14 protein-coding genes and 1 tRNA gene are annotated in these 14,534 nt (G+C 70.3%); 14 read left to right on the forward strand and 1 reads right to left on the reverse strand.

The window, feature by feature from the left end; translation table 11 throughout:
- Positions 1-347: 347 nt before the first annotated feature.
- From MA876_RS16930 to MA876_RS16980, 11 genes are all read left to right on the forward strand, one after another.
- Positions 348-1,361, forward strand: coding sequence for a TadA family conjugal transfer-associated ATPase (locus MA876_RS16930; RefSeq protein ID WP_248152320.1), 1,014 nt, complete (start codon positions 348-350; stop codon positions 1,359-1,361).
- Positions 1,358-2,266, forward strand: a complete 909-nt coding sequence (locus tag MA876_RS16935; RefSeq protein WP_248152321.1) for a type II secretion system F family protein — start codon at positions 1,358-1,360, stop codon at positions 2,264-2,266. The genes MA876_RS16930 and MA876_RS16935 overlap by 4 nt, the downstream gene beginning before the upstream one ends.
- 86 nt (positions 2,267-2,352) lie before the next feature.
- Positions 2,353-2,604: a DUF4244 domain-containing protein gene (locus MA876_RS16940; RefSeq protein WP_248152545.1), complete on the forward strand. Its 252-nt coding sequence runs from the start codon at positions 2,353-2,355 to the stop codon at positions 2,602-2,604.
- Positions 2,601-2,933: a TadE family type IV pilus minor pilin gene (locus MA876_RS16945; RefSeq protein ID WP_248152322.1), complete on the forward strand. Its 333-nt coding sequence runs from the start codon at positions 2,601-2,603 to the stop codon at positions 2,931-2,933. The genes MA876_RS16940 and MA876_RS16945 overlap by 4 nt, the downstream gene beginning before the upstream one ends.
- Positions 2,933-3,250 (forward strand): Rv3654c family TadE-like protein, encoded by a 318-nt coding sequence (locus tag MA876_RS16950; RefSeq protein WP_248152323.1) that lies wholly within the window; start codon positions 2,933-2,935, stop codon positions 3,248-3,250. Before MA876_RS16945 ends, MA876_RS16950 begins: the two co-directional genes overlap by 1 nt.
- Before the next feature lie 80 nt (positions 3,251-3,330).
- A complete protein-coding gene (topA, locus tag MA876_RS16955) occupies positions 3,331-6,024 on the forward strand; it encodes a type I DNA topoisomerase (protein ID WP_248152324.1) in 2,694 nt (897 codons plus the stop codon).
- Positions 6,021-6,671, forward strand: coding sequence for a dTMP kinase (gene tmk, locus MA876_RS16960; protein ID WP_248152325.1), 651 nt, complete (start codon positions 6,021-6,023; stop codon positions 6,669-6,671). The genes topA and tmk overlap by 4 nt, the downstream gene beginning before the upstream one ends.
- Before the next feature lie 9 nt (positions 6,672-6,680).
- Positions 6,681-7,862: a DNA polymerase III subunit delta' gene (locus MA876_RS16965; RefSeq protein ID WP_248152326.1), complete on the forward strand. Its 1,182-nt coding sequence runs from the start codon at positions 6,681-6,683 to the stop codon at positions 7,860-7,862.
- Positions 7,859-9,415 carry an alpha/beta hydrolase gene (locus tag MA876_RS16970; protein ID WP_248152330.1) on the forward strand — a complete coding sequence of 519 codons (1,557 nt, stop codon included), beginning with the start codon at positions 7,859-7,861 and terminating at the stop codon, positions 9,413-9,415. The genes MA876_RS16965 and MA876_RS16970 overlap by 4 nt, the downstream gene beginning before the upstream one ends.
- A 94-nt stretch (positions 9,416-9,509) precedes the next feature.
- Positions 9,510-9,582, forward strand: a tRNA-Thr gene (locus tag MA876_RS16975).
- 59 nt (positions 9,583-9,641) lie between these two features.
- Positions 9,642-10,037 (forward strand): hypothetical protein, encoded by a 396-nt coding sequence (locus MA876_RS16980; protein WP_248152333.1) that lies wholly within the window; start codon positions 9,642-9,644, stop codon positions 10,035-10,037.
- 3 nt (positions 10,038-10,040) lie between these two features.
- Here the strand turns inward: MA876_RS16980 and MA876_RS16985 are convergent, their stop codons facing one another.
- On the reverse strand, positions 10,041-10,997 hold the full coding sequence (locus MA876_RS16985) for an EamA family transporter (protein ID WP_248152335.1): 957 nt from the start codon (positions 10,995-10,997) through the stop codon (positions 10,041-10,043).
- A gap of 55 nt (positions 10,998-11,052) precedes the next feature.
- Here MA876_RS16985 and MA876_RS16990 point away from each other — a divergent pair, with 55 nt between their 5' ends.
- The 3 genes from MA876_RS16990 to MA876_RS17000 are packed head-to-tail and all read left to right on the forward strand — an operon-like array spanning position 11,053 to position 14,409.
- Positions 11,053-13,317: an MMPL family transporter gene (locus tag MA876_RS16990; RefSeq protein ID WP_248152338.1), complete on the forward strand. Its 2,265-nt coding sequence runs from the start codon at positions 11,053-11,055 to the stop codon at positions 13,315-13,317.
- Positions 13,314-13,892, forward strand: coding sequence for an isochorismatase family protein (locus tag MA876_RS16995; RefSeq protein ID WP_248152342.1), 579 nt, complete (start codon positions 13,314-13,316; stop codon positions 13,890-13,892). The genes MA876_RS16990 and MA876_RS16995 overlap by 4 nt, the downstream gene beginning before the upstream one ends.
- Positions 13,885-14,409, forward strand: a complete 525-nt coding sequence (locus tag MA876_RS17000; RefSeq protein ID WP_248152344.1) for a GNAT family N-acetyltransferase — start codon at positions 13,885-13,887, stop codon at positions 14,407-14,409. Before MA876_RS16995 ends, MA876_RS17000 begins: the two co-directional genes overlap by 8 nt.
- Positions 14,410-14,534 lie beyond the last annotated feature (125 nt).

Raw genomic sequence — 14,534 nt, forward strand, 5'->3', positions numbered from 1 at the left:
GCGCTCGAGCCTCGGGACTACCTCCGATAGTGGGTGGAGCGCGTTGTTGAACCCAGGCTGATATATCAGTGCACAGATGTGCCGAGATTGTTTGGACGGCACACCCTCGTCGCTTATGCTGTCCCTCGGCCGAACATTTCGATTCTGGCATTGCGACACCCCCGACTCACCCCCCGAACCGGTGGTGTTGCGCGTGGCGGCATCCCATTCCCCCCATGGGATGCCGCCCCTTTTTTTTGTTGCGTCGGTCCTCGCTTGCCTCCTCCACAGTCGAGGTCAGCGCGAGTTCGTCCACCGCCCGCCGCTCTCGGCCCCGACGCGGGCCGGGGCACTCCTAGCGTCGAGGGATGCCGCAGCCCTTCGTCGCACAGCCCCGAGCCGCGTCGGCTCGCGCGCAGGAGCAGGTGCCGGTGCGTCCGAGGATCGCGCGGTCGTGGCATCCGGCACTCGCTCCGCTCGCCGAGTATCTCGAAGACCCCGATGTCACCGACGTGTTCATCAACGGCCGGTCCGGGCTCTTCGTCGATCGGGGAGCGGGGGCTGTGCCCGTGCCGCATTGGCGCGCGAGCGCGGAGGACGTCCGTGATCTCGCCGTAGAGCTCATCGGCGCCGGCGGTCGCCACATCGACGATGCAGCTCCCGCAGTCGATGTCCGGCTGGACGGCGGGCTCAGGGTGCATGCCGTCCTCCCGCCGATCGCGACCGAGGGGACGGCGATCTCGATTCGCGTGCCACGGTTCGAGCATCCGAGCCTCGACGCCCTCCAGGCGCGCGGCATGTTCGACACCGAGACCCGAGTCAGGCTCGACGACTTCGTCGCGCGACGCGAGAACCTCCTCGTCACGGGGGCCGCAGGGGCGGGCAAGACCACTCTGCTGGCGGCACTGCTCGCATCCGCTCCGCAGAGCCAGCGCATCGTCACGATCGAAGACGTCGCCGAGCTTCGGATCGCGCATCCGCACCATGTGACGCTCGAGGCACGACAGGCGAACCTCGAGGGAGCAGGGGGACTCGACCTCGCGCGGCTCGTACGGGAAGCGCTGCGCATGCGCCCGGACCGACTCGTCGTGGGGGAGTGCCGCGGCGCCGAGCTGCGGGAGCTCCTCTCCGCGCTCAATACGGGGCACGACGGCGGAGCAGGCACGCTGCACGCGAACAGCCTCGCCGACGTGCCCGCGCGGCTCGAGGCGCTCGGCGTCCTCGCCGACCTCGATCCCCACGCACTCGCGCGGCAGGTGTGCAGCGCGATCGGCGTCGTCGTGCACGTCGAGCGATCGGCAGACGGCGTCCGTCGGCTCGCCGGCATCGGGCGTCCGGTGCTCGACGGCGATGGGCGGCTGTCGATCGAGGAGTCCGCATGAGAATCCCGCGTCTGCGTGCGTGCAGGAACACGGCACCCGAATACGCGACGGTCGCCGACATCCTCCTGCAGCTCGCGGTCCTGCTGCAGGCCGGGCTGCCGCCCGCGCGGGCATGGATCCACCTCGCCGACACCGGTGAGCCCCTCGCCGAAGGCGTGCGCCGCCGGCTCGAAGACGGGCTCACCCTCGCCGACGCCATCGAAGGCACGACGGCGTCACCCGGCCCATGGCACGAGGTCGCGGCGGCGTGGCGCGTCGCGACGACCGTCGGCGCCCCGCTGGCCGACGCGCTGCGTTCGCTCGCCGACGCGCTGCGCGATGCCCAGCGGACGATGGATGACGTACGCATCGCGCTCGCCGAGCCCGCCGGCACGGCACGACTGCTCGCGTGGCTGCCGCTCGTCGCGGTCGCGCTCGGTGCGGCATTCGGCTTCGAGACGTTCGCCGTGCTCGTGGGCAGCCCGATCGGCATCGCGTGCCTGGTCGGAGGAATCGTGCTCATCCTGGTGGCGCGCCGCTGGACGAGCGTGCTGGTCCGCAGTGCGCGAGCCCAGGATGCCGTCCCCGGGCTCGACGCCGACGTGCTCGCGATCGCGCTCAGCGGCGGTGCCTCGATCGACCGCGCGCGCACCCTCGTGGCGGCGGCGACGGGTGCGCCCGTCGATCCGTCGACAGATTCGGTGCTCGCGCTCTCCCGCTCCGCGGGCGTCCCGGCCGTCGAACTGCTCCGCGCGGCGGCGTCTCTCTCGCGACATCGCGCGCGCGTCGACGGGCGACTCCGCGCTGTGCGCCTGTCGTCCCGGCTGCTCCTTCCGCTCGGCGTGTGCACACTGCCCGCCTTCCTGCTCCTCGGCGTCGCGCCGATGCTTCTCAGCGTCGTGTCGGTCGTGCCGCTGAGCCTCTGACCGTGCCCATACCTCTCCTCACTAGAAACGGTGGTCCCATGTTCGACATCGAAACCCGTCCCCTCCGTCCCCTGCTCGCCCGAGTGCTGGCCGACGCCGCTCCTCCGACGGCACGCGCCACCGACCTTCCGCCGCTCACGCGAGAGCGCGCGGAGCGGCTCTTCCGGTCACCGGGTCGCCGTGCGCTCCTCGACGACACCGGCGCCGCGACCGCCGAGTACGCGATCGCGACGATGGCGGCGGTCGCGTTCGCCGGGCTGCTGGTCGTCATCATGAAGTCGGACGAGGTGCGCGGCATCCTGACCGACCTCATCCGCCGCGCGCTCACGGTCGCATGAGTCCGCGCCGCCTGGGCGACCGCGGCGCGGTGGTCGCCGAGTTCGCCGTCGCTCTTCCCGCCGTCGCGCTCGTGCTGCTGCTCGGCGCCGGCGGCCTCGGGGTCGCTGCCCAGAACGTGCGGCTGCAGGATGCCGCGGCCGACGCCGCTCGTCTTGCCGCACGAGGCGAGCCCGAGGCGCGGGTGCACGATGCGGTCGCGTCCGCAGCGGCGGGGGCGACGGCGGGGATCCAGCATCGGGGTGATCTCGTCTGCGTCACGGCGTCGGCGACGGTCGCCCTCCCCGTGCGCGTCTCGGCGACGAGCTGCGCGCTCGCGGGGGGCTGGTGATGCCGGGTTCGATGCTGTCGGTCGGCGTGGTCGCGGCCACCGCCGTGCTCGCCGTGGGACTCACCACCGCGGGCGCGGCCGCGGTGTTCGGGCAGCGGCTCGCGGGTGCGGCCGATGCCGCCGCGCTTGCCGCGGCGGACGCGGCATCCGGAGCGGTCTCCGGTGCGCCGTGCGAGCGCGCGGCCGAGCTGGCCGCGGCATCCGGAGCCTCGCTCGAGACCTGCGAGGTCATCGATCTCGTCGCCACGGTGAGCGTCGGCGGACGATTCGGAGCGTTCCCCGCCGTCGCGTCCGCGCGGGCAGGTCCGCCGCCGTGAGAGCGCGGTTCAGCGGGCCTCACAGCGCTCGCCCTGTAATACGGCGTGTATGGTGTGCGTCGGAGAAAGGACGGCCCCCGTTGGCAGAAGGCAAGAAGCTCGTCATCGTCGAGTCCCCGACCAAGATGCGGTCGATTCAGGGGTACCTCGGCGACGGCTACGAGGTGCTGAGCTCGGTCGGTCACATTCGTGATCTCGCCGACCGCAAGTCCATTCCCGCCGAGCTGAAGAAGACGTCGGTCGGCAAGTACTCGATCGACATCGAGAACGGCTTCACTCCTTTCTACGTCGAGTCCGAGCGTGGAAAGAAGACGGTCACGGAGCTCAAGCGGGCTCTGAAGAACGCCGACGAGCTCCTGCTCGCGACCGATGAGGACCGCGAGGGCGAAGCCATCGCGTGGCACCTGCTCGAGGCGCTCAAGCCCAAGGTCCCCGTCAAGCGCATGGTCTTCCACGAGATCACGAAGGACGCGATCCAGGCCGCCGTGCAGAACACGCGCGAGCTCGATCTCGCGCTCGTCGACGCCCAGGAGACCCGTCGCATCCTCGACCGGCTGTACGGGTGGGATGTCTCCGACGTCACGCGCCGCAAGGTCGGGCAGGGCACGTCCGCCGGTCGCGTGCAGTCCGCCGCGACGCGCATGGTCGTCGAGCGCGAGCGCGAGCGCATGGCCTTCATCTCGGCCTCCTACTGGGACCTCGAAGCGCTCGCCGTCAAGGGCGAACAGGGCTTCACGACGCGCCTCGTGCGCCTCGAGGGTGCGCCGATCGCGCGCGGCACCGACTACGACGACCGCGGCCAGCTCAAGAAGGCCGTCGTCGTGCTCGACGAGGCTCGGGCGACGGCGCTCGCCGTAGCGATCGCGGCGGTGGGCGAAGCATCCGTCGAGAACCTCGAGTCCAAGCCCGGCACGCGCAGCCCCAAACCGCCCTTCACGACCTCGACGATGCAGCAGGAGGCCGGCCGCAAGCTCTCGATGAGCGCGAAGCACGCCATGGGCGTCGCGCAGCGCCTGTACGAGAAGGGCTTCATCACCTATATGCGCACCGACTCGACGGCGTTGAGCACGCAGGCCGTGCAGGCGGCCCGTGCGCAGGCGGTCGCGCTCTACGGCGACAAGGCTGTGCCCCCGAACCCCCGCACGTACCGCAACAACGCCAAGAACGCGCAGGAGGCCCACGAGGCGATCCGCCCGTCGGGCGAGGACTTCCGCACGCCGTCGTCCGTGTCGTCGCAGCTCGACCGCGACGAGCAGCGCCTCTACGACCTCATCTGGAAGCGCACGATCGCGAGCCAGATGTCCGACGCCAAGTACGAGACGACGACGGTCACCCTCGCGCTCTCGGCCGCCGGTGAGAAGGTCGAGTTCACGGCATCCGGAACCGTCTACACCTTCAAGGGCTTCCTCGAGGCGTATGAAGAAGGCCGCGACGAGAAGCGCGCCGACGCCGACAAGGCCGACGACCAGTCGCTGCCTGTCATGGCTGTGGGCGACGTGCTGCGTCTCAAGGAGGTCGAGCCGAAGGGCCACGCGACGAGCCCCAAGCCGCGCTTCACCGAGGCATCGCTCGTCAAGGCGCTGGAGGAGAAGGGCATCGGCCGCCCGTCGACCTTCGCGAGCATCATCGACGTCATCCTCGACCGCGGGTACGTCACCAAGCGCGGTCAGGCGCTCGTGCCGAGCTGGCTCGCGTTCTCGATCGTGCGCCTGCTCGAGGAGCACTTCGCCGACCTCGTCGACTACGACTTCACGGCGGCGCTCGAAGACGACCTCGACGCGATCGCCCGCGGCGAGCAGAAGCGCGCCGAGTGGCTGAACGAGTTCTACTTCGGCTCCGAATCGCACGTCGGCCTGCGCAACATCGTCGACAACCTCGGCGAGATCGACGCCCGCGAGCTCAATGCGACGAAGATCTCGGATGTCGCGACCCTCCGCTTCGGTCGCTACGGGCCGTACCTCGACGTCGTCGACCCGACGAACCCCGAGGCAGACCCCCGCCGGGTCAACATCCCCGACGACCTCGCACCGGATGAGCTCACGGCCGAGAAGGCGCAGGAGATCATCGACGCACCCGTCGCGGGCAACCGCGTCCTGGGCGAGAATCCAGAGAACGGCCGGCTCATCGTCGTCAAGGACGGCCGGTTCGGTCCGTACCTCGAGGAGGAGATCCCCGAGGAGCCCGTCGGCGTCGACCCGGTGACGGGCGAGGTCATCGATGCGCCGAAGAAGCGGACGACGAAGAAGGATGCCGCGCCCAAGCCGCGCCGCGCATCGCTGTTCAAGACCATGTCGCCCGACACGATCGACTACGACACCGCGATGCAGCTGCTCGCGCTGCCGCGCGTCGTGGGCACCGACCCCGAGTCGGGCACCGTCATCACGGCGCAGAACGGCCCCTACGGCCCGTACATCAAGAAGGGCACGGATTCGCGCACGATCGACAGCGAGCAGCTCATCTTCGACATCACGCTCGAGCAGGCCCTCTCGATCTACGAGCAGCCGAAGTACGGCGCCAACAGGCCGTCATCGGCGCTCAAGGAGTTCGAGAACGATCCCGTGAGCGAGAGGCCGATCAAGATCAAGGACGGCCGCTTCGGCGCGTACGTGACCGACGGGACCACCAACGTCACGATCCCGCGCGGCCAGACGCCGGACGACATCACGTTCGAGATCGCGGTCCAGATGCTCGCCGACAAGCGCGCGAAGGGCCCCGCTCCCAAGCGCACGGCCGCGCGTCGCACGACGACGCGCAAGGCCCCGGCGAAGAAGTGACGGAGCCCGGCCTCTTCCTCACGCTCGAAGGCGGCGACGGCGCCGGCAAGACGACGCAGTCGACCCTGCTCGAGGAGTGGCTGACGGCGCTCGGTCGCACCGTCGTGCGCACGCGCGAACCCGGTGGCACCGAGGTCGGCGTGCTCATCCGCGACATCGTGCTGCACCACCGCGGCGAGGTCGCTCCGCGCGCCGAGGCACTCCTGTACGCGGCCGATCGCGCGCACCACGTCGAGACCGTCGTCCGCCCCGCGATCGCCCGGGGAGACATCGTCGTCCAGGACCGCTACCTGGACTCCTCGGTCGCCTACCAGGGCGCGGGGCGCGTCCTCGGCCGTGACGAGGTGCGCGACCTCTCGCTGTGGGCGACGGGCGGTCTGCTGCCCGACCTCACGGTGCTGCTCGACCTCGATCCCTCCTCGGCTCGCGCGCGGCTGGACGCCGACGACAAGCCGTTCGACCGTCTCGAATCCGAGCAGGACGACTTCCACGCGCGGGTGCGGGCGGAGTTCCTCGCCCTCGCCGCGGCCGAGCCCCAGCGCTTCCTGGTGCTGGACGCGTCCCGTCCCGCGGCTGAGATCGCCTCGGCGATCCGCGAGCGTGTGGCGGGTCTCCTGGGCGGCGGTGACGTCGCCGGTCGCGATTAGGCTGAACGAATGGATGCCGAGGCCCTCGCCGACCGTGTGGTCCCTGAATCCTCGGGAACGCTGCCCTGGGGTGCAGTGTGGGGGCAGAGCGACGCCGTCCAGGCGCTGCGCGCCGCGGCATCCGATCCCGCCGATCTCACGCACGCCTGGCTCATCACCGGCCCTCCGGGCTCGGGCCGCTCGACGCTCGCCTACGCGTTCGCGGCAGCCCTGATCGCCGAGCCCGGGGACGAGCCGGCGATGCGCCAAGTGCTCGCCGGCACGCATCCCGATCTCACGGCACTCCGCACCGAGGGCGTCATCATCTCGATCAAGGACGCACGTGCGCTCGTCGAGCGGTCGTACTTCTCGCCCTCGCTCGGCCGCTATCGCGTGATCGTCATGGAGGACGCCGACCGCATGGCCGAGCGCACCTCCAACGTGCTGCTCAAGGCCCTCGAAGAGCCGCCCGAGCGCACCGTCTGGGTGCTGTGCGCCCCGAGCGATGCGGATCTCTTGCCGACGATCCGCTCGCGCGTGCGCACGCTGCGGCTGCGGGATCCCGAGGTCGAGGACGTCGCGCGACTCATCGTCGAGCGCACCGGCGTCGATGCCGGCATCGCGGAGCGGTCGGCACGGCACGCGCAGCGCCACATCGGCATGGCGCAGCGACTGGCGACGGATGCCGCGGCCCGCGAGCGCCGCGACGAGACGCTGCGCGCCGTTCTCGGCGTCCGCGGCGTCAACGGCGCCGTCGAGGTCGCCGGCCGCATCGTGCAGGTCGCGACGGATGACGCGAAAGCACTCACCGCGGAGCGCGACGACGCCGAGCGCTCGGGTCTGCTGCGCACCCTCGGGATCCCCGAGGGCGGAGCCGTTCCGCCGGCCGTCCGCGCGCAGCTGAACGCCCTCGAAGAGGAGCAGAAGCGGCGCGCGACGCGCAGCCTGCGCGACGGGATCGACCGCGTGCTCACCGATCTGCAGTCCCTCTTCCGCGACGTTCTGATGCTCCAGTTCGGGCGCGACGACGAGCTCATCAACCGCGAGCTCGACGCCGAGCTGCGACAGGTCGCCTCCGCATGGCCCGTCGAGCGGACGCTCGTCGTCGTCGACCGGATCGCCGAGACGCGGCGCAACCTCGAACAGAACGTCGCCCCCACCCTCGCCCTCGAAAGCATGCTCGTGACCGTCGCGAGCGGAAGGACCCCGTGAGTCACACCCTCTCCGCGCGTCTGCGACGCACCGCCGCCGTCGTGGCGGGGCTCGCCGCGGCATCCCTCGCTCTCAGCGGCTGCCTCTACGCACTCATCCCCGAGACGGGCGCGCGGCCGGGGTCGAGCCTCGCGCCCGACACCGAGGGCATCGACGCGGATCTGCTGCCGTTCTACGAGCAGGAGCTCGCATGGACCGACTGCGGGAGCGGATTCGACTGCACGACGGTCACCGCGCCCCTCGATTGGACGAGCCCCGATGCCGGCGAGATCGAACTCTCGGTCATCCGCCACCGCGCGACGGGCGGCGACGTCATCGGCTCGCTGTTGACGAACCCCGGGGGGCCGGGGGCGAGCGGCGTCTCGCTCATCCGCGACTCGGTCGACTTCGCCGTCGGCGACGCGCTCCAGGAGCGCTACGACGTCATCGGCTTCGATCCTCGCGGTGTGGGGGAGTCCACCGCCGTCACGTGCCTCGACGACGCCGAGATGGATGCCTACCTCTTCGACCTCGTGCCGGGAGCCCGCGGCTCCGACGAGTGGAGCGATGCGCTCATCGAGAAGCACGAGGCCTTCGCCGACGCGTGCGACGCGAACAGTGACGGCATCCTGCCGTTCATCACGACCGATCAGGCGGCGCGCGACATGGATCTCCTCCGCGGCGTGCTGGGCGACAAGCAGCTGAACTACCTCGGGTACTCGTACGGCACCTTCCTCGGCGCGACGTACGCGAAGCTGTTCCCCGAGCGCGTCGGGCGGCTCGTGCTCGATGGCGCGATCGACCCCGCCGTGTCGGGCCTCGACGTCAACGTGACCCAGGGCATCGGCTTCGAGTCGGCGCTGCGCGCGTACATGGCCGATTGCCTCACGACGAGCGACTGCCCGTTCCGCGGCACGACCGACGAGGCGATGGCCGACCTCGGGGCTCTCCTCGCGAGCGTCGACCAGCGACCGCTCGAGGCCGCCGACGGCCGCATGCTCGGCGCGGACGCACTGCTGCAGGCGATCGTCACGGCGCTGTACACACAGGACAACTGGCCGTACCTCACCCAGGCTCTGACGGATGTGCTGCGCGGCGACCCCGAGTTCGCCTGGGTCCTCGTCGACTTCTATTACGACCGCGTCGACGGCGTCTACCAGGACAACTCGTCCGAGGCCTTCCGCGCGTACAACTGCATGGACTACCCCGTCGACTCCGACGACGCAGACCTCGCGGCGGCGCAGGCGACGCTCGAGGCCGAGGCGCCGACCGTCGCGCCCTACTGGTTCGGCCCCGACTCGTGCTCGGTGTGGCCGTACCCGCCGACGGGAGTGCGTGAGCCGATCGCGGCCGAAGGTGCCGCGCCGATCCTCGTGGTCGGCACGACGAACGATCCCGCGACGCCGTACGAGTGGTCCGTCGCGCTCGCCGAGCAGCTCGCGTCAGGCGTGCTCGTCACGCGCGTCGGCGAGGGCCACACGGGCTTCAACAAGGGCAACGCGTGCGTCGACGACGCCGTCGAGTCGTACCTGCTCGACGGAACGGTTCCCGAGTCCGACATCACGTGCGAGTGACGGGCGGATGCCGCGGGCACTGACGCTCCTCGTGTTCGCGAGTGCTCCCTCGACCCTGTAAGATGGTTGATCGTGCATCGCGTGAGTGATGTGCGCCGCCTTAGCTCAGCTGGCAGAGCGATTCACTCGTAATGAATAGGTCGTGGGTTCGATTCCCACAGGTGGCTCAGACCACGAGAGGCCCGGACTTCCGGGCCTCTTGCGTATCCCGAGACCGAGGAGCGCCGTGCCCGATCACGCGATCGACGCGATCTTCGAGATCTTCACGTGGGTGGGTCTCGGTGCGGGGGCGTTCGTCGCACTGCTCGCGATCATCGCGAAGCTCGCCGACGGAACATGGGTTCCCGCGCAGGCGGTCCTCGCCGACGACCCGCACGGGCGCATCGCGCGCTGGTTCGGTCATGAGGGTCGCGTGGGCTCGGCGCGGCTCACGCACGACCAGGAGAAGGCGCTGGCCGGGCGCGAGACGGGCGACGTCTTCGTCCGCCTCGGCCGTGACGACCGGATGCGGCTCACGAAGGGCTCGCCGCTGGTCCGACTGCTGATGTGGCTCGCGATCGGCCTCATCGCCGTCGGCGCGATCGCCGCGGTGGGATCGATCGTGATGCTCTTCGTGCGCTGACGCTCACGCGACGCCGAGCATCCCTCCCGCGACGAGGGCGAGGGCGAGCCCGATCCACTGCACGGGCGCGACGCGCTCGCGGAGCACGACGGCGGCCAGGAGGATCGTCCCCGCGGGGTAGAGCGCCGTGAGCGCGGACACGATCGACAGATCGCCGAGGCGCAGCGCCACGAGCATGAGCGCGTTGGCCGCGGCATCCAGCACTCCGCAGATCACGGCGAACCACAGGGCCCGCACGCGGGTGATCTGCACGGAGAGCGTCGGCGTCTCGACGTGCTCGAGGTCGGCTCGCCCTGATGGCGTCGATCCGAGCGGCGCGCCCGCGGCATCCAGCACCGTCGCCGCAGCCCGGCCCCGACGCACCGCGACGATCACGAGGGCTGTCACGATGAGCGTCGTGACGACGGTGCTCGTGACGCGGCTCATGAGCAGCGGAACGATCCCGCTGTCGCCTCCCGTGTTGTCCATCACGATGAGGAAGGCGCCGATCGCCAGGCCCGCACCGATACCCATCAGCACGCCGCGCGCCTGCGGGCGCACGACCTTCTCGCCCGGGATGAAGCCCACCAGTACGACGGCGACGAGCGCGACCGCCAGCCCCGCGTAGCCGAGCGGGGGAAGAGTCTCGCCACCGATCGTCAGCCCCCAGACCATGGGTGCGATCGCCGAGACGACCGCCGTGAGGGGCGAGAGGATGCTCATGGGTCCGATCGCGAGGCACGCGTACAGGAGGGCGATCGCGACGATGCCGAATCCGCCGGCGAGCACGCCCCACAGCACATCTTCCAGGGACCACGCGCCGCCCATGACCGGTAGAGCGATCACGAGGGCGACGAGTCCTGCGAAGGCCGAGATCGCCGTCACGACGATCGAACGCAGCCGACGAGCGGCGAGCCCGCCGAAGAAGTCGGCGGAACCGTAGACGACGGCTCCGACGAGCGCGATGACGGCGGACAGCATCCGATCAGCCTAGAGAGTGTTCGCGAACGGCCATTTCGCTAGATAAGCTAGCGATATGGCGAAACCTCACCACGCGTCGAAGGCACCCACCCGCTGGCTGCGCATCGGCATCCCGGTCTTTCTCGTCCTGCTCTGGTTCGTCGGCGGGTCCATCGGCGGACCCTTCTTCGGGAAAGTGGACGAGGTCTCGACCAACGACCGTTCGTCGTTCCTGCCGCAGAGCGCGGATGCGACGCAGGTCTCCGAGCGACTGCCCGACTTCCTCGGATCCGACAGCATCCCGGCCGTCGTGGTGGTCACGGGCGAGGAGGAACTCGCCGACGACGACCTCGCCGATCTGCAGACCGTGGCCGACGACATCGCCGCGCTCGACGGCGTGCAGGACGGCGTGTCGCCGCCGATCGTCTCGGACGACGGCGACGCCGCGCAGATCTTCGTCCCGATCGACTCGACGGGTGAAGTGCCCCAGACGGTCGAGGACATCCGCGCACTGCTCGCGGACGAGCTGCCGAGCGGACTGGAGTCCTGGGTCACCGGACCCGCGGGCTTCACCGCCGACCTCGTGGAGGGGTTCCTCGGCATCGACGGGCTGCTGCTCGGCGTCGCGCTGATCGCCGTCTTCATCATCCTCGTGATCGTCTACCGCTCGCCGCTGCTGCCGATCCTCGTGCTCCTGACGAGCGTCTTCGCGCTGTGCGTGGCCCTCCTGACCGTGTGGTGGCTGGCGTACGCGGGCATCGTCGTGCTCAACGGGCAGGTGCAGGGCATCCTGTTCATCCTCGTGATCGGCGCGGCGACCGATTACGCTCTCCTGTACGTCGCGCGGTTCCGCGAGGCCGTCGCGACCGGCGCGCGCAGGTGGGATGCCACGGTCCAGGCGTGGCGCGGATCCTTCGAGCCGATCCTCGCCTCCGGCGGAACGGTCATCGCGGGCCTCCTGTGCCTGCTGCTGTCCGATCTCGCGACCAACCGCGCCCTCGGACCGATCGCCTCGATCGGCATCGCCTTCTCGGTCCTGTCGGCGCTCACGTTCCTGCCGGCCCTCCTCGCTCTCGTCGGCCGCGCGGCGTTCTGGCCGTTCATCCCGAAGCACGAGCTCGCGACGATCCCCGACGATCTCACTCAGCCTGTCAAGGGTCTGTGGCCGCGTCAGGCGCGCTTCGTCGCGCGTCACGCCCGCACCGTGTGGATCGTCTGCACCGTCGTGCTGCTCGCCGGCGCCGTCGGCGTGACGCAGCTCAAGGCCGACGGCGTGCCCTCGAGCGATCTCGTGCTGGGGGCGTCCGAGGCGCGTGACGGGCAGGATGTGCTCGCGGAGCACTTCCCCGCCGGGTCGGGCAGCCCCGTCTACGTCATCGTCCCCCAGGACGAGCTCGTCGACACCGTCTCGGTGCTGGAGGACAGCGACGGCGTCGAGTCGGTGGCCGTGGCATCCGACGACGCGCCCTCCGGTCAGGCGTCCGTCACGATCGAAGACGGCCAGCCGGTCTTCGCCGCGCAGGGTCCGCCGGGGACGCCCGCGCCCACGCCTGCGGTGTCGGACGGCGACGTGCTCGTGATCGGCACGCTGACGGATGCCGCGGACTCCGTCGCCGCGGAGGACACGGTGCGAGAGCTGCGGGCGGCACTCGACGGCACCGACGCCCTCGTCGGCGGCGAGACGGCGACCGACATCGACTCGAACGACACCTCGATCCGGGATCGCACCGTCATCATCCCGGTGATCCTGCTCGTGATCCTGCTGATCCTGATGCTGCTGTTGCGTTCTCTCGTTGCACCGCTGCTGCTCATCGGCACCGTCATCCTGTCGTTCGGCACGGCACTGGGGGTGAGCGCGCTGGTCTTCGACGGCGTCTTCCACTTCCCGGGGGCTGACCCCGCCGTGCCGCTCTACGGGTTCGTCTTCCTCGTGGCGCTCGGTGTGGACTACAACATCTTCCTGATGTCGCGCGTACGCGAGGAGTCGCTCGTGCACGGCACGAGACCCGGCATCCTGCGCGGGCTCGTCGCGACGGGCGGGGTGATCACGTCGGCGGGGCTCGTGCTGGCCGCGACATTCGCGGCACTCGGCGTCATCCCGATCCTGTTCCTCGCGCAGATCGCGTTCATCGTCGCCTTCGGCGTGCTGCTGGACACCTTCGTCGTGCGCTCGCTCCTCGTGCCCGCGCTGTCGTACGACATCGGGCGCGCGATCTGGTGGCCGTCGAAGCTCTCGAAGCGCGACGCGGTCGCTGAGACCCCGCCTTCGGCGACGCAGCCGGCCGCCGAAGACGGCCACCCGCTGACCCGTGCGGAGTACCGGCGTACGCTCGACTCATGAGCAAGGCGCTGTTCATCGTCGACGTCCAGAACGATTTCACCGAGGGCGGTGCACTCGGTGTGCAGGGCGGGGATGCCGTCGCCGCGGCGATCACGCGGCACCTGGAGGCGCACGCGGACGACTACGCCGTGATCGTGGCATCCCGCGACTGGCACGATGCGCAGGGCGACAACGGCGGGCACTTCCACCACGAACCCGACTACGTCGACACGTGGCCTGTGCACTGCGTGAGCGGCACCGAGGGCGCGGAGTACGACCCGGCGCTGTCGACGGATGCCGTGACCCACCACGTCAAGAAAGGGCAGGGCGAGCCCGCGTACTCGCTCTTCGAGGGCGTCACCGACGACGGCGAATCGGTCGCCCACCTGCTCGAGGAGAACGGCGTCGTCGACGTCGATGTCGTGGGCATCGCGACCGACTACTGCGTGCGTGCGTCGGCGCTCGATGCCATCGAGCATGGGCGGCACGTGCGGATCCTCACCGACCTCGTGGCCGGCGTCGCTCCCGAGTCGAGCGACGCGGCGCTCGCCGAGCTCGCGCACGCCGGAGCAGAACTCGCCCAGTCCGGTGCCTGAGGTCCGTCGCATCCGCGCCGACGAGGCATCCGCCATCCGCGAGCTGCGGCTGGGCGCGCTCCTGGACCCCGCCGCCGATATCGCCTTCCTCGAGACGCGCGCGCAGGCAGCGGCCCGCGACGATGACTTCTGGGAGGACCGCGCCGTATCCGGTGCGACGAGCGAACGCGTCGCGCAGTTCGTCGCCGAGACGGATGCCGGGCTGGTCGGGACCGTCACGGTGCTGCGCCCGGAGCCCGGTGCCGAGGACTACTTCGGCCGCGCGAATCCGTCCGGCAGAGCCCAGATGGTCGCCGTGTACGTCGCCGACGATCATCGCGGCACGGGACTGCTCGGCGAGCTGTTCGCCGCCGGCGAGGCATGGGCCGCCGGTCTCGGGTCCGCGGAATTCTCGCTCGACACGCACGTGCGCAACATGCGCGCGCAACAGGCCTATCGCAAGCTCGGTTACGAGCCCACGGGTCGGACGATCCACGGGCCGATCGGCCTCGAGATCGAGATGCTCAAGCGCCCATGAGCGAGCCGACGGCGGCGGAGGTGACCGCGGAGTTGAAAGCCGAGGCATCCATCGACGAACGCACCAAGATCCGCAAGCGCATGACCGACGACGCCACGCGGGTCATCGGCGTGCGGATGGGGACG

The organism is Microbacterium aoyamense, assembly GCF_023155855.1.
Taxonomy (GTDB): domain Bacteria; phylum Actinomycetota; class Actinomycetes; order Actinomycetales; family Microbacteriaceae; genus Microbacterium; species Microbacterium aoyamense.

Bases quoted from the DNA above. Each gene is read 5' to 3' on its own strand.
- MA876_RS16950 (WP_248152323.1), top strand. From the start codon at position 2,933: ATGCCGGGTTCGATGCTGTCGGTCGGCGTGGTCGCGGCCACCGCCGTG.
- MA876_RS16985 (WP_248152335.1), bottom strand. From the start codon at position 10,997: ATGCTGTCCGCCGTCATCGCGCTCGTCGGAGCCGTCGTCTACGGTTCC.
- MA876_RS16965 (WP_248152326.1), top strand. From the start codon at position 6,681: ATGGATGCCGAGGCCCTCGCCGACCGTGTGGTCCCTGAATCCTCGGGA.
- MA876_RS16930 (WP_248152320.1), top strand. From the start codon at position 348: ATGCCGCAGCCCTTCGTCGCACAGCCCCGAGCCGCGTCGGCTCGCGCG.
- MA876_RS16945 (WP_248152322.1), top strand. From the start codon at position 2,601: ATGAGTCCGCGCCGCCTGGGCGACCGCGGCGCGGTGGTCGCCGAGTTC.
- MA876_RS16990 (WP_248152338.1), top strand. From the start codon at position 11,053: ATGGCGAAACCTCACCACGCGTCGAAGGCACCCACCCGCTGGCTGCGC.
- MA876_RS16935 (WP_248152321.1), top strand. From the start codon at position 1,358: ATGAGAATCCCGCGTCTGCGTGCGTGCAGGAACACGGCACCCGAATAC.
- MA876_RS16995 (WP_248152342.1), top strand. From the start codon at position 13,314: ATGAGCAAGGCGCTGTTCATCGTCGACGTCCAGAACGATTTCACCGAG.